At 62.2% G+C, this 14654-nt stretch carries 12 protein-coding genes; 10 read left to right on the plus strand and 2 right to left on the minus strand.

Annotation, left to right across the window (positions count from 1 at the left end):
- Positions 1-38: 38 nt before the first annotated feature.
- The 10 genes from ACVCMC_RS16495 (at position 39) to ACVCMC_RS16540 (ending at position 13145) form a co-directional block, all read left to right on the plus strand.
- Complete coding sequence (locus tag ACVCMC_RS16495) at positions 39-1274, plus strand: tyrosine-type recombinase/integrase (RefSeq protein WP_447098083.1); 1236 nt, start codon at positions 39-41, stop codon at positions 1272-1274.
- A gap of 173 nt (positions 1275-1447) precedes the next feature.
- The gene (locus ACVCMC_RS16500) at positions 1448-2029 is read left to right on the plus strand and encodes a hypothetical protein (protein WP_447098084.1); all 582 of its coding nucleotides are present in this window, start codon (positions 1448-1450) and stop codon (positions 2027-2029) included.
- Positions 2030-2134: 105 nt separating this feature from the next.
- Positions 2135-4246, plus strand: coding sequence for an AAA family ATPase (locus ACVCMC_RS16505; RefSeq protein WP_447098085.1), 2112 nt, complete (start codon positions 2135-2137; stop codon positions 4244-4246).
- Between the two features lie 44 nt (positions 4247-4290).
- Complete coding sequence (locus ACVCMC_RS16510; RefSeq protein WP_447098086.1) at positions 4291-5505, plus strand: hypothetical protein; 1215 nt, start codon at positions 4291-4293, stop codon at positions 5503-5505.
- Complete coding sequence (locus ACVCMC_RS16515) at positions 5502-7490, plus strand: hypothetical protein (RefSeq protein WP_447098087.1); 1989 nt, start codon at positions 5502-5504, stop codon at positions 7488-7490. The genes ACVCMC_RS16510 and ACVCMC_RS16515 overlap by 4 nt, the downstream gene beginning before the upstream one ends.
- Positions 7481-10162, plus strand: coding sequence for a helicase-related protein (locus ACVCMC_RS16520; protein ID WP_447098088.1), 2682 nt, complete (start codon positions 7481-7483; stop codon positions 10160-10162). Before ACVCMC_RS16515 ends, ACVCMC_RS16520 begins: the two co-directional genes overlap by 10 nt.
- A gap of 299 nt (positions 10163-10461) precedes the next feature.
- Positions 10462-10698, plus strand: a complete 237-nt coding sequence (locus ACVCMC_RS16525) for a hypothetical protein (protein WP_447098089.1) — start codon at positions 10462-10464, stop codon at positions 10696-10698.
- 179 nt (positions 10699-10877) lie between these two features.
- Positions 10878-11648 (plus strand): SIR2 family NAD-dependent protein deacylase, encoded by a 771-nt coding sequence (locus tag ACVCMC_RS16530; protein ID WP_447098090.1) that lies wholly within the window; start codon positions 10878-10880, stop codon positions 11646-11648.
- Positions 11649-11705: 57 nt separating this feature from the next.
- Complete coding sequence (locus ACVCMC_RS16535; protein WP_447098091.1) at positions 11706-12275, plus strand: hypothetical protein; 570 nt, start codon at positions 11706-11708, stop codon at positions 12273-12275.
- Between the two features lie 72 nt (positions 12276-12347).
- Positions 12348-13145, plus strand: a complete 798-nt coding sequence (locus ACVCMC_RS16540) for a hypothetical protein (protein WP_447098092.1) — start codon at positions 12348-12350, stop codon at positions 13143-13145.
- Positions 13146-13149: 4 nt separating this feature from the next.
- On the opposite strand, the gene ACVCMC_RS16545 is transcribed toward ACVCMC_RS16540, so the two are convergent.
- The gene (locus ACVCMC_RS16545; protein WP_447098093.1) at positions 13150-14145 is read right to left on the minus strand and encodes a helix-turn-helix transcriptional regulator; all 996 of its coding nucleotides are present in this window, start codon (positions 14143-14145) and stop codon (positions 13150-13152) included.
- An 88-nt stretch (positions 14146-14233) separates the two neighbouring features.
- Positions 14234-14617, minus strand: coding sequence for a hypothetical protein (locus tag ACVCMC_RS16550; protein WP_447098094.1), 384 nt, complete (start codon positions 14615-14617; stop codon positions 14234-14236).
- Positions 14618-14654: the final 37 nt, after the last annotated feature.

The raw sequence follows: 14654 nt of genomic DNA on the forward strand, positions 1-14654 counted from the left end.
GCGGGTATCGTTGCGGGTATCGAAGCCGGTACCCGCACATGCCGCTGACTGACGCCAAGGTTCGAACCGCCAAGCCAACATCCAAGGCCGCCAAGTTGGCGGATGGAGGCGGGCTCTATCTGGAGGTGCGCCCAACGGGCGCAAAGCTGTGGCGGTATCGCTATCGCATCGCTGGCAAGGAGAACATTTTTGCCATCGGGGAATACCCATCGGTATCGCTGGCGGACGCCAGGGTTGAACACGTCCGTGCACGCGCGCTCGTCGCGGATGCTGTCCATCCATCACACAGCCGAAAGGTGGAGCGACTGTCGAACCTGGTGGCGAATGCCAACACGTTCGAGGCCGTGGCGAACGAATGGGTTGCGAAGAAATCGGCGAACTGGACCGCGTACTACCATCGCCAGGTAGAGAGCGTCCTACGGGCTGACGTCTTCCCTCATGTCGGGAAGCTGCCGATTCGCAGGGTCACTGCAGCGCACTTGTTGGAGATCGTTCGCCGCGTTGAGAAGCGAGGAGCCGCGACGATTGCGCTGCTGATAAGGCAGTGGTCGTCGGCCATTTTCCGCTACGCGGTGGCGACGCTCCGTGCCGATGGTGACCCGGCCGCAGCACTGCGTGGTGCCGTTGAGCGATCCAAGGTCGTGCATCACCGGCCGTTGTCGCGTGCACAGATTGCGCATTTCGTGAATGAGCTAGGCAGGTATGGCGGCTATCGCACGACGGTGATCGCTTTGCGTCTGATGCTCCTGACCTTCGTGCGGACGGTGGAGCTTCGCAAAGCCCAATGGAGCGAGTTCGACCTGGATGATGCGGAGTGGCGCATCCCCGCCGAGCGGATGAAGATGCGGGAGCCGCACATCGTGCCGTTGTCTAAGCAGGCGGTGGAATTGCTTCAGGAGCTGAGAACCTACACGGGCGGTCGTGGCCTCTTGTTTCCGAACTATCGACGGCCAATCGAGTGCATGACCGCTACCACGTTGAACCGAGCGCTTGAGCGCATGGGCTTCAACGGCAAGGGCGGCATCGGTTTCTCAGCTCATGGGTTTCGGGCTACCGCGTCGACCATCCTCAACGAGCTTGGTTACCGCGCTGACGTGATAGAACGACAGCTTGCACACGCCGAGCGAAACAAGGTGCGCGCGAGCTACAACCAGGCGGAGTATCTGGGCGAGCGCCAGGTGATGATGCAGGAATGGGCGAACTTCATCGACGGCTTGTTGAAGAAAGCCAAGAACGGCGACGGTTCGCGCAAGTCATCGTCAAAATCCGCTTGAGTGGATTTGGATTGAGTCGGTTGCGACATCGTCGCCAACGGTCATTGGGCCTGGCGGACGCTTAGGCTGGTTTGATTGTCGCTGTGTGCCAGGCTGAATACAGGGGGAAGTCGATGGGTGCGGGAACATTGAAGGATCGACACCGGCGCATACGGGATGGTCAGCCGGAACCGTTGCGCGTCCGCATCCACCGTGCGATCAGTTGGCTGGCGCGTGCAGAGCAGGAAATGGACGATCCTGATGCCCGCTACATCTTCCTGTGGATCGCCTTCAACGCCGCCTATGCCAGCGAATTCGGTTTCGAGCAAACCGAGCGACTGCTGGTGAAGCAGTTCATCGACAAGCTGCTTGGGCTGGACAGCGAACAAAAGCTCCACCACGCGCTGTTCAGCCAGTTCAGCGGCCCTATCCGCACGCTGGTCGAAAACAAACATGTCTTCGAGCCATTCTGGCGGGCGCTGCGCGAGCATGATGGCAGTGGCGCCTGGGAAGGTTCATTCGTCTCCAGCAAGAAGGTGGCCATGAAAGCCTTGATGGGCAAGGAAACGGGCACGCTGCTCTCCATCGTGCTGGACCGCCTCTACGTGCTCCGGAACCAATTGGTGCACGGTGGGGCCACCTGGGGCGGGAAGACCAACAGGGCGCAGGTGAAGGATGGCGCCGCGATCCTGGGAACGTTGGTGCCCATCATGCTCGAAGTGATGATGCAGGCCGGGGGCGACGAGTTCGAGGCCATTGCCTACCCAGTGGTCTAGCGGGGTGCCAGCAGCACGCCACAGAGCGAGCGCCAAGTTGAGCGTGGTGCGACGCCATGTGTCGCTTCAATACGGATGATGGCATGGAGAAAAGGGGCTGTCTCCATGGTTATCTCGATTAAAGAGCTACGCAAGATGGGTGGGTCGTCGTTGGCCGAGGCTGAGGTGCCGGCCATCGTCCGTCTGTGGATGCTGCGGTGCTTGGTGCCGTTGCGTGGATACCAGAGGCTGGTGCAGAAGGAAGGCCTGGATGACGACAACGTGGCCAGAGCCGTTGGCTTGGGAGCCTGGGTCGACAAACAGGATGAGGAGTTCGATCAACGTGCGGTGACCGCACGGTTACGGGTTCTTCACCGCGACATCGAGCGCGTGGCGGACGACTGCTGCTGGCCGGCGACGCTGACCCGCAACATCAGGCGCCTGGCCAGGTTGACCAGCCTGAACGAGGTCGAGCAGGCGCTGATTGGCTTTGCCGTCATGGTGCACAGCGAGAAACATCTGGTTGAAGTCATGCAGTACCTTGGCCTTGGCTGCCAGTCCTCGCAGCGGCTGTTCGCCCATTTTTCCGCCATCCTTTGCCTGCCGGAGGCTGACATAAGGAACGCTTTCAGCGGACGAAGCGCATTGTCGCGATGCGGCTTGGTGCGGCTGGATTTGGATGACTGCTGCGACATCAAGGATCGGCTGAATCTGATCTCAAGAAACTTTGTTGAGGTCATGCTCGCCGGGGAGGCTGATCCGGCGGTGCTGCTCCGAGGCCGTGTCGAGCTTGCCTCCGCGGCAACCTTGACCCTGGCCGACTACCCCCATCTCGGTGCCTCCCTCGACATTCTCGTGCCCTACCTGAAGCAGGTACTTCGGGAAGGTCGCAAGGGCGTGAACATCTTCCTGCATGGCTCGCCCGGCACGGGCAAGAGCCAACTGGCGCGCGTCCTTGCTGCCGAAGTGGGCAGCGAGCTCTTCGAGGTGGCTGATGCGGATGACGATGGCGACCCGCTCGGTGCAGAGCAGCGCCTGCGTGCCGTGCGTGCAGGCCAGAGCTTTCTCGCCAACAGTGGTGCGCTCATCGTCTTCGATGAAATGGAAGACGTGTTCAACGATGGTGGTTTTGGGAAGGCAAGCACGGCCAAGTCGCACAAGGCGTGGATGAACCGGCTGCTGGAGGGCAATGCGATCCCGACACTGTGGTTGTCCAACCGTGTCGACGACATCGATCCTGCCTTTATCCGCCGCTTCGACATGGTGGTGGAAGTCCCCGTTCCGCCCAGGGTGCAGCGCGAACACATCGTGCGCACGCTATGCGCAGACGCCGTCGAAGATGGCGTCGTGCGGAGGCTGGCGCAGGAGGAAAAGCTTGCACCGGCGGTGGTGGCTCAGGCCAACGGCGTCATGCGTCGCTTGGGAGCCGATCTGTCGCGCGAGCAGGCGGGCAAGGCGTTGCTGCACCTGGTGGACAGCACGCTGGTAGCGCAGGGTCATGCCCGTCTGGGGAACAAGGATGCGCAATCGCTGCCGGACATCTACGACCCGGCTTTCATCAATGCCGATGTGGACTTGGCGGCGATCGCCGCACGACTCAATGATTCGCGCTCGGCGCGCCTGTGCCTGTATGGGCCGCCTGGCACAGGTAAGACGGCCTATGGCCGCTGGCTGGCCGATCAACTGGACATGCCTTTGCTGGTGAGGCGCGCCTCGGACCTGATGTCGCCGTACGTGGGTGAAAACGAGCGCAACATCGCCGAGGCCTTCCATGCGGCGACGCGTGATGGTGCGTTGCTGCTCATCGACGAGGTGGACAGCTTCCTGCGCGAGCGCGAAGGTTCCAGTCGTAGCTGGGAAGCTACCCTCGTCAACGAAATGCTGACTCAAATGGAATCATTCCAGGGTATTTTCGTGGCATCAACCAACCTGATGGCCGGAATAGATCAAGCAGCGTTGCGGCGCTTTGATCTGAAGGTGAAGTTCGATTACCTGCAGGCAAGGCAAGCTGCGGCCTTGCTGCGGCGATATGGGGAACGATTGAGCTTTGCTTTGCCGGAGAATGTGGAACACTTCGCTGTCGCCCATCTTCGGTATGTCACACCGGGTGACTTCGCTGCTGTAATGCGCCAACAACGGTTTCTTCCAGTCACCTGCTTTGAGGGATTCTTGGCGGCGTTGAAGGATGAGACTGCACTCAAGGCGGTGTCCAAGCCCGGCATCGGGTTTCTTCAGTAAGAACTGGATTGATGTGGTCGACAAACAATACGAAGGTAGGGGTCATGTGGGGTGCGGTGGAACCGAAGGATTTTGCCCAGATGCGTTTGCGGCTGGATTTTGGCCTACGACGCGCGATCATGGGCTTCAACGAATGGGCTGTGCCCGGCCTGGGCGGTGCGTTTTTTGTGCGCCAGCTCAGCTGGGCATGCATGGGACTGCGCCTCGCGCAGGAGGTCGATACGCCGGCTACAGCCGCGCGCATTGCGGAAGCGCTGGAAGCATTCGCGAGCTGGATCGTGGTGCGCCGTGACCCGCAAGCCCGGTCGGAACATCGCGTGCAGGGCAAGCGCAAATTCGCTGGCCGCACCAGCCTCTCGTTCAGCGACATTGCGAAGGGTGGCGCGTACGTCACCGTCCCGTTCCGCCGCTCCGCGACGCGAGCGCTGCCGGGGCTAAAACTTTGTGTTCGCGAGGAGGCGCGCTTTAGCGTGCTAGAGCTGACGCCTGCCGGCATCGAGCTCGCCGAGCTGGCGTTCGCGAGCGGAAAGGAACTTGGCGGAGATGCACGCAGCTGGCTGAGGGACTGGATCGAGGAAGGCAATAGGGACACTAAAAAAGTGCATCCGGCGATCAAGGCTGCCCTCCAGCCATCGCTGGCCAGCGAAGCGGAAAAGCGTCTCGTGCTGGCGCGTGTGCGCGACGATGCGCGTCGAGCGGATCTGGAGAGATTGCTGGGGCGCCATACCGACGCAACGCTTGCGACCAAGAGCGGCCGCGGCGATTTCCTTGCGAATGTGCAGCACGCCGAGCATGCCGCGAGGCTCGCTACGTGTTTCGCGTTCGAGGACGTGCGAGCAAGCACCTTGCATGCTGCGCAGGCGATGAGCAATGCGATCCGTAGCTCGGCGCAGAAGGTGCGCGCGTTGGCGGAACGCCAGGACGTGGCCGATGCTTTCGCCGCGCTGGGCCGTGACTGCGACGTGCTGCGGGCGGGTGCTGCGTCGGGGACACCAGTGGATGCGTCAGGCTTTTGCGCGGAGCAATCGGCTTCGCGCGGGTTGGAGGAGCGAGTCGCGTTGCTGGCCGCGCGTGCGCCAATGGTGTTCTCTGTGATCGATGGGCGCATCGACCAGGGTGTGGCCTACAGCGGCAAGCCACTGGTGGCCGATGACGCCTACGATCTGCAGGAAAACGACATACAGGAAGACACCTACCGCGTACCGCGCCCGCTGTTGCGATTGCGACAGTTGCTCGCCGACGCGGAGGCGCAGCCATGAGCGACATCAACGACCGAGGCGACCTCGAAACGCTCTTCTCGCCACCGCAAGGCGAGCACGGCACGCATCTGCTGCTCTGCGGACTCAGCAGCGACGCAGAAACCGTCGAGCGGGCGCTGACTGCGTTCACGAACGAGACTCCAGCTCAGCGCCGGGCCAGAGGCCTCGTACGTGGACTGCTGCTTGTCGACGCATCGAACCGGCAGTCGCAGGCGCAACCGGTTCCGGGTCTGCTGCAACTCGCGCCTTGCCTAAAGGAGATATGGCGCAGCCGCACGTCACTAATGCACGCGAAAGTGGCGCTCATGGGTTTCGGGCCATCGACGCTTGGGGCGCCGCGGCGCTGGCGTCTCGTCGTCTCCACCGGGAACTGGATCGCCGAAACCTGGGGGCGCCAAGCGCAGATCGACCTGTTCTGGACGACAGAGTGGGACGAGCAAAGCGAGGAGGTGAACGCAACCCAGGCGCTAGTCGACGTCCATGCCGCGTTCGGATTCTTCGAGCGGATGTTGCACAGCCTCTACGGCAAGCACTACGCCAGCCTCGCCAACGATTTGCTCGTCACCGGGTGGCTGAAGGTCTGGCGCGAGCGGATGCAGGTACGCGGGGCCGCATCGCGTCTGAGACCACAATTCATTCACAGTCTGGATCGGTCGCTTTTCGATCAGGTCCGGACGCGTTTCCCGAAGAAAGGCGTCTCGACTTTAGTAGCGGGCTCGGGCTTCTTCGAGCAAGCGAGTAAGTCGACCGCGGATTCGAAACCCACGGTGCTGGAAAAACTGGAGTCGCTGGGCAATCCCGGCAAGCGTCTGTTGGTTTTCAATCCCGAACGAGCTGGTGGTATTGCGGACTGGTTCGAGCAATTGCGCAAAACCAAGGTGGGCGAACGCGGGCTGCTGCAAAGCCGGGCCGGGCAATGGTGGCTATGCCTGCCGCGCGATCCGCTGGAGAAGAAGCCGAGGGGCGGCCGCAAGCTTATGCACGCCAAGTACATCGCCGGGCTCGATCGTGTCAGTGGCGAGGATGACGCCACTGCGACGCTGGCCTTTCTCTACCTCGGTTCCGGCAATCTCTCGCACCGTGGTTTCCTCACGCGGGCAAACCTCGACGGCCGTGTTTCGATTGCTTCGCGCATCGGCAATGTCGAGGCCGGCGTGGTCCTGTTGCCAAAAGAACGTATCGCGCGCGTCTGGCAGCGTCTTGCATGCGGAGGATGGACATCGGCAGCGGATCTGAAGAATGCAGTCGAGGGCCAGGGCGAAGACATGTTCGAGCCGCTCGATCCACCGCCCGTGCTGCTATTGCGTCAGATTGGCGAGCATCTGCACCTCGTTCGCAGCGAAGTGCTGCCGACGACGCTGTGGTTGCAAGCGTCCGACGGTCGCTGGTTGCCGGTCGAACCGGACCAAGAGTCCGTGCTATGGGGGGCTGTCTGTCCTCCGTCGGTACGTGTGACGAGCGTGGACCCAGCGTCGCAAGCCGTCGGTGCTGGCTGGGATATAGCCGTGCTTTCCGCGAACGGGCTGTTGGGCAGGCGCGCGATGCCGCAGTTGGAAATGGCGAGCATCCTGCAGGCACTACTCGTATTCCCCGCGCTCCCGCCGCACGATCACGAGGGCGACGACGACTTCGGCCACGCTACGGTGCCCGCCACGGCTACGCATGTCTGTTCGGCTCGCTACCCTTTGCGGACGCTCGCGATGCTGGTCGAGACGATCGCGCAGCGCAACGTGCTGACGACGCCCGAGGAATTCCCTTACTGGCTGGCGCAGCTGCGTGCGTTGCTGCTGGAGCAGACGGCGACCGCCGAGCGGGAGGCGATCCGGGCACTCGACGTCGACCTGTTCGACGCGCTGGACAAGCCGGGCTTCGTGCCGACCTGGTTCGCAGAGCAACCAGACCTTCTCGCGTCGTACCAGGTCTTCCTTCGAGACTTGCGCGGGGCATGGTGCGCGCCTTCTAACGCGAGGGCTGTATGCGCGTAAGCCGAGCAAACCACAATAGGAATAGCGCTTCGGACTGGAATCTGGCGCTGGAGCGGCTCGAACAGATCGCCAGTATCGAGGCGCTGTGGCGGGCCAATCAACATGCTTCACTACGCTGGATGGCAAAGCGGCTCAGAGAGGAGCCAGGCGTGTTGGTTGCCGATGAAGTCGGGCTCGGCAAGACGCGCTTGGCCATCGCGCTCGCGGTCTGCGTGGCGGCGAGCGGAGGTCGCGTCGCCGTGCTGATTCCACCGGGACTAGCTTATCAATGGCAGAGCGAGGAACTACAAGGCTTCCTGGGGCATTTGAGCGCGCTGTCGCTGCCTTGGTTACCGAACCCGCTCCCGCATCGCTTCCTGCGGACTTACGCGGATCTATTCGCTGACGACAGCGATGGCGACGAAGCTGGCGGCAACGTCGACGATAGCCCGTATCCGCTGGCCGACGCATTCCCGATTCTGTTCATCTCGCACGGATTCGGCTTGCCCCCGGTGGGCAAGGTGGTGAACCAGGAGCTATGGGCACTGCCTTACCTCGCCAGGAAGGCTGCGGGCTTTGTTGCATACGGCGCCGGAAAACTGGTGGTCAGCGCGATGCAGGAGCGCGCCGCGCGGTACATCGGCGAACAAGGCAGTGCCGGTTTGCGCCGTCGGCTAGGGGCAGCCATGCTCGGCAAGCCGGCGCCGGAAACCTTCAAAGACGAACAGCGCGCCGAGCTGTTTCAGAACACGATCGGCGAACTGTTGGGCAACTTCGACTTGCTCATCATCGACGAGGCGCACAAGAGCCGCGCGGGCGCGAATCTCAGTCTCGCGGAAAAGCAGGCGCAGGGTAAATTGCGCAGCCGGCTGACCAAGCTGATCGACCATATCCTGATGTCGGACTCACGGGCGAAGCCGTCGAAGCGAGTCGCGCTGACTGCTACGCCCATGGAGCTCGATGTCGATCAGTGGAAGGCGATCTTTAGCCGACTTGGCTTGGGTGCAGATCGGGTCGTGAGCCTTGGCGGGGTCGTGAAACGCTATGCCGAAGCGGTCGATAAACTGCGCTCAGGGTCGCAAGGCGAAATCAACGAACTCAGAGAGGCCGCCGGCGAATTTCAGCTGAAATTGCGAGACGTCGTCACGCGGCGCCTATGGCGCGATCATCCGTTGGTCAAGCGTTACTCGGAATTGCCTGGCGTGCCGAATAGCGCGCATCCTCATCGCAAATACATCACGCACTCGCTTGCGCCGGCCTGTTTGCGACCGGACGAGCGCCGCAAGCTCGCGTTGTCCGAGGCGCTGGCCGCGGCGGCTCGGGGTGCGAGCGTCGGACACGAACTGAAGACGGCGGGCATTCGCTTTTCGCAGGCCCTGCCGCACCTCTCGGAGTCTGTCCGGGACGCGGATGGCGACAAGAAAGAGCCAGAGCAGAGCAGTGAAGCGGCTGCGGTCGTGGCGGCCGTCGTGGACCAGGCTAAAAAGGCCCGATTACAACGCTGCGAATACTGGCGCGCGGTCGCCGCAGGGGAGGATAGGGAGCAGCTCGGCAAGGTCGGTGACGATCCGCGTTATGCGTTGCAATGGCACCCGCGCGTGCGGGAGGCCGTACGGTTGATCGAGAAGCTCGCGGGCGGCCGTGAAGGGGAGAAAGTGCTGGTTTTCGGCGAATACCTGGCCTCCCTGCATGCGCTGAACCGCAGCCTGAACATTCGCCACTACCTGCGGCATATGCGAGACGTGAAGCCGATCCCGTTGCCGCTGGGCGTGCGGGCCGCCGATCCTGACATGCAGCGCTGGCGCCTCGATCCGGAGTTCGGTCTCGCCACAATGAGCGACCAGCAATTCGAGTCGAAGGCCGCGGAGTTCACGGCGCAATACGTGCGGGAGCGCGAGCAGTTGCGTGATGTATGCAGTCGCGTGGTGGAAGAGGCCGGGCTCGTTCCCAAGCTCTCCGTGGAGCTGGTTGGTGTGCTGACTACGTGGCTGGTCCAGCAACTCTGTGTTGAGGATCAGCTGTGGATCGTCGACACGCCCGACGAGAGGGATTCCGTGCGCGTGGAAGCTCGCAATCGCCTCGCGAGCCTGCGCGATCCCGATCCACCCGAAGACGACGACGAGCAGAAGGCCAACCGGGAAGTTCAGAGTTGGAACAGGATTGTCGACCAGCTCAAGGACGAGTTGCAGCGCAACGATGGCGGCGACTATGTGTTCCGCATGAGCCCACTCGCGCAACTGATGATCGGTGATACAAAGACGCCGACGCGTCGCGCACGGCAGGGCACGTTCAATCATCCGAATCTCAATCCGCGCGTGCTCCTGGGCCAGGCGGACGTGATGAGCGAAGGTCTGAACCTCCATCGCGCGTGCCGAACGGTGGTCCTATTCCACCTGGACTGGAATCCAGGGCGGATCGAACAGCAGATCGGACGCGTGGACAGGGAGGACAGCGCATGGATGAACGCATGTGAAGATGCGCTGCAAAATGGCGTGACGCCGCCGAAGATCGAGGTGTACACGCTCGCGGTCAAGGGCACCTACGACGACCTGCGTTCGTCAGTGGTGCAGGAGCGGATACACTTGTTACGCGCGCAGCTATTTGGCGAAGTACTTCCTCCCGAGCGGCTCGTGCAGTTGCCGCCCGAGGCTCAAGAGCAAATATCAGACATCCGCATCGACTTCAGGCCGTAGTTCTGATTCATCGTTCGTGCAGTTGTGCGGCTCCCCTCGCACCGGTGCGCCATCCGCTGCGGCCAGCATGAATTCGCCGTGACCTTTATCGCTGATCGCATGCCACGTCAACTTTGAGGTGGTAGGGCGAAGTCGATGGCAAAAGACAAGGCGTGGTTCTGATGGGACCCTGTGAAAGACTAGGCTCTCGGGCCGACGTGGAATGTCGGCAAGTGTGTGAGACGGCGGAGTAGCTAGAAGCGACATTAGATGTCGTCAGATGATGCCAGCATGGCCTCCATCAATCGACGGAGGTCAGCATGGAAATCCCAGCGCACGAAAACCGCACCCTGAAGCTGGTGGGCGGCAACACCGACGAAAAGCGCGTCGCGGCACGCAGGTACTGCGCAGAATTGGCTGGGAGCTTCCTGCGGTTCTCCAGCGGCACCGAGCAGTCCCTGCAGCCGGGCATGCTGGCGCAGTGGAAGCCGGGCATGAAGAATCGCAGGACGCCGGATTACGACGTCCCGATGATGGTGGTGGAGGTGCTGGAGTAGCCGGTCATCGACACCACGTTCGAGTCGGGTTCAATCTATTTTCGTGAGCGCCTGGACATCATCCTCGGCTTTCTGGACGAGGATGACGAGTTCTGCCTGCTTCACTACGACTCCCGTCGCTTCGAAGCCTATACGGGGATTGGCGCGGAGTAAGTCCGCCGGAGCGAAAGGAAAAGGCGATGCAAAAGAACGACCCCATCGTTGAGCTGGCCCATTGGTTCAGGGCTGCCCGAAGCGTAGTGGTTCTGACTGGGGCTGGGATGTCCGCCGAAAGCGGCATTCCCACCTTCCGCGATGCACAGAATGGCTTGTGGTTGCAGTTCGATCCCGAGGATCTGTCCACGGCGAGCGCGTTCCAGCAGGACAAGGCATTGGTCTGGGGCTGGTACGTGTGGCGCATGGCGATGGTGAGGGCCGCGCAGCCTCATGCGGGTCATCGGGCGCTGGCGGAACTAGCCAACATCAAGCCGGGCCTGTCGATCGTCACGCAGAACGTGGACGACCTCCACGAGCGTGCCGGCGCCAGGGATGTCGTCCACCTGCATGGCAACCTGTTTGCCTCGCGCTGCTTTGCCTGCGGCAGACCTCACGAGGATGTGCATATTCCGTCGGAAGCGGCGCACAAGCCGTTACTTCGATTGATGCCGCCTCGTTGTACGCACTGCGGCGGCTACGTTCGCCCCGGTGTGGTCTGGTTTGGCGAACCCATGCCGCAACTGGCGTGGCGCAAGGCCGAGCGGTGCGCGACCGCAAGTGATTTGCTGATCGCCATCGGGACATCCGGCCTCGTGTTTCCTGCGGCGAGCCTGCCGGGCGTGGCCAAGCAGCGCGGTGCGAAGGTGGTGGAGATCAATCCGCTCCACACGCAGTTGACCGACCAGGCGGACTTGGCTTTGCGCAGCACGGCTGGCGAGGCGCTTTCGGGGCTCGTGAACGCTTTGACGGCGTGATGCGACAGCCGGTGTCGGCGCGGTCAATCAGCATGCTTCCACTCGCGAGGTGGACGCATGACCCCCGACACAAATCCCAGCCCGGCATGCCGGAACTACGGCAAGGCCGTGGGCGCCTTCATTGCGGCATGTGCCAACCAGGATGCCCGCTCGCCTATCGAGCAGTGGCGATGGCTGCATCGCTGCGTGGCCAGGCTGCATGCCGTGGCCGTCGAATTCAGCCTGGTGGAAAGCAGGAATCTCGATTGGCCATCTTGCATGCGCCGTTGGCCGGACATGGATGATGCGCTGCGTGCCTATCGGCTGGATGTCGAGGCGGCCATCCAGTCCCTGTCGGGCGTGGAGCCTCGCCGGCGTATTGAAGGCGAGGTGCGGATGCCCGCCCCGATGCCTGCGTACTCGGAAAGTATCCCGGTTCTTCTCAACGAAATGCGCTGCGACCTCGTGGATATCCATGCAAGCCTGCTGATGGGTTATGCGTGGTGGCTGCAGGGTCATGCAGATCACCAGGCACGTGCATGCGAGTGCTGGTGCCGCAGTTTCGAGACGCATTGGGGCGTGCATGCGCTCTCGTTCCTAAGAACGGCCCACACCCTGTCGTCGCTGTCTGGCAGTTCGTGGCGCTGACGTAGGCCATGCGACAGTGGGTGTCGTGGTGAACGTGCATCCTAAGTTTGCGAAGCCACCATCGGAGCCATCATGGCCGCGCGAGTCAAAAGGGAGTATGAGCCCTACGAAGCCATTGACGGCCTGATTCTGAAGTCGCTGGAAGAGAAGCTGGAGGCCCAGCTTCGCCAGGCGTATGCCGACATCGAGTACGTGCATGACGAGCTGAAGGCATTGGCCGTGGGGAAGGGCCTGCCGAAGGCGTACAAAGCGGCATACGCGCGCTTGCGCGATGTCGCGGCACCTGCTTTGCGCGCCATCAAGCAGGCCCGCAGGAAGCGAACCGGCGAATGGTGGCGTTTCGAGCGCGTGGAACCACGCATGCCGCCGCCGGCATGGATCGACCGTGCAAAGCAGGTGGTCGAACAGATCAATGCGCTCGACCTGGAACTGGAAGCAAGCCTGCGCGAGGCGCGCGGCGTGCTTCTCAAGGGACAGCCGGGCGCCATCTTCGACTGGAGCATGCTTGCAAGCGTGGCAGTGATGCTGACCTTGGACCATGGCTCCGTGCGGTCGATCTACGACCGCATCGACCAGACCTATGTAGGCGATGGCAAGTACCGGATCAGGGTTGGTTGCGAATACTTCCTTGGCATGAACAACGGGGAGATCGAGAACTGGAGCGAGTTCCATGACCCGGACCATCCACTTTTCTCAGGCACCTGCCACATGACCTACCTGAGCCACTGCATCGTCCATCATCTCCCGCTTCCGTGGGAGATGCTGCCCTGCATCGACGAGATCGAGGCGACGTTGGAGTTCCATGACTACCAGACGGTATGGCCTGTCGCGAAGCGGGAAGTGCGTGCCCAGCGGGTGATCGAGGATTGAAGGACTAACCCTGATACAGCTCCGCCATCTCGGCGAACTCGCTGGCCAGCTTTCGGCGTAGCGAGGCCGGCTTCACCACTTCGACATTCGCCCCGAAGCTGCGCAGCCACCAGCGCAGTTGGTCGGTATTGGCTACGGTGGCGCTGAGGCGTTGTTCCTCGCGGCCGCGAATGGGAGTGAGCGTCTGGTCGGGCGACAGCTTGCGTTCGTCCAGATAGCTCGCCATCCAGGGCGAGACCCGCAGTTCGAGATTGAGATCGCCGCCTAGCGGCAACTCGAAGCCGTGTTCCGCAATGTAGCGTCGCAGGTTGAAGCTGGTTGGCTTGCTGGCAGGCTCGTCCAGCAGTGTGGCGGATGCCATGCGATGCAGGGCGAAGTTGCGCGGCTCCGGGTAGTCGCGGGCCGTGGCGACCAGATAGTAGCTGCCACCCCGACTGACCAGGCCCAGCGGATTGACCGGGTAGCGCTTGGGGCGTTCCTGCCCTGCGGCCCGATAGCCGATCTCAAGACGCTTTTCCGTCAGCAGGGCTTGATGGACGGCTTCATGCACGCTTGCTGCAATGGATGCAGGCATCAGCGGTTGATTCTCCGGCACGGTGGCCACCTTGTCCGACCAGCGCGCGAGCCCGGTCTGGTTGGTTTCATCCAACACCTTGCGTGCCGATTTGAACAGCGGTTCCAGGGCGACGATAGCGCTACGCGGCAACAGTGAATCCAGATGGCGATACGCCAGTTCCAAAGTCAGTGCAGTCGCCGGATTTAGGGCCGGTAGGTGGGTCAGGTCGGCCTCGCGTGCCCAGCTCCACAGGGCCGGTCGGCCATCACTGGTGGTCAGCGGGAACATGCCTGAAAGCTTGTTGAGGTCTCGCTCGATGCTGCGCTTGTCGATCTCATGGCCGAGGCTCTGCAGTTTGCGGTGCAGGTCGGTCGCCGTGATGCTATTCGGGAGACGAGGTATCTGTCGCAACATTTCCAGATAGCGCAGGGAAGTATCGTTCATGGCGGCATCCTGGATCGAAGCCCCGGTTGGGGATGAATACCATCATGCCATGCGATGCGACATGTAGTGTCGCTTTGACGTGGCGCGGTCACCGGGTTCGGAACGTGTTTCCGGTCGGCGCCCTGCCATGCTCCGGCAGGCATTGTTTGGCCGCGTACAGCATGCTTCCCATGGCTTGCCGGATGTGCTGGAAGATGCGGCTTGTGGCGCCGGGCGAGACGGGATGCACGGCCATGGAATCATCCCAGGTGCCTTCGGCGCGCCATTGGGCCAGCAGCGTCTCCCGCAGGCGAACTTGCACCGGGAGCAAGGGGCGGTAGCCGAGCCGCATGATCGCGATGGCATCGTGCTGGCCGTATTTCTCCAGCGTGCCTTGGGGGTTCTCGCGGAACTCGGCGAAGCTTGCACCGAGTTGGGCGAGATAGGCCTCGCGGAAGACTTGTTCGAGCGGGAAATCGAGGGTCGTCTGCATGACGAAAGAATTCCTGTGGAAGTGGGGCGCGCCGGCA

It is taken from the genome of Rhodanobacter sp. UC4452_H20 (assembly GCF_052978205.1).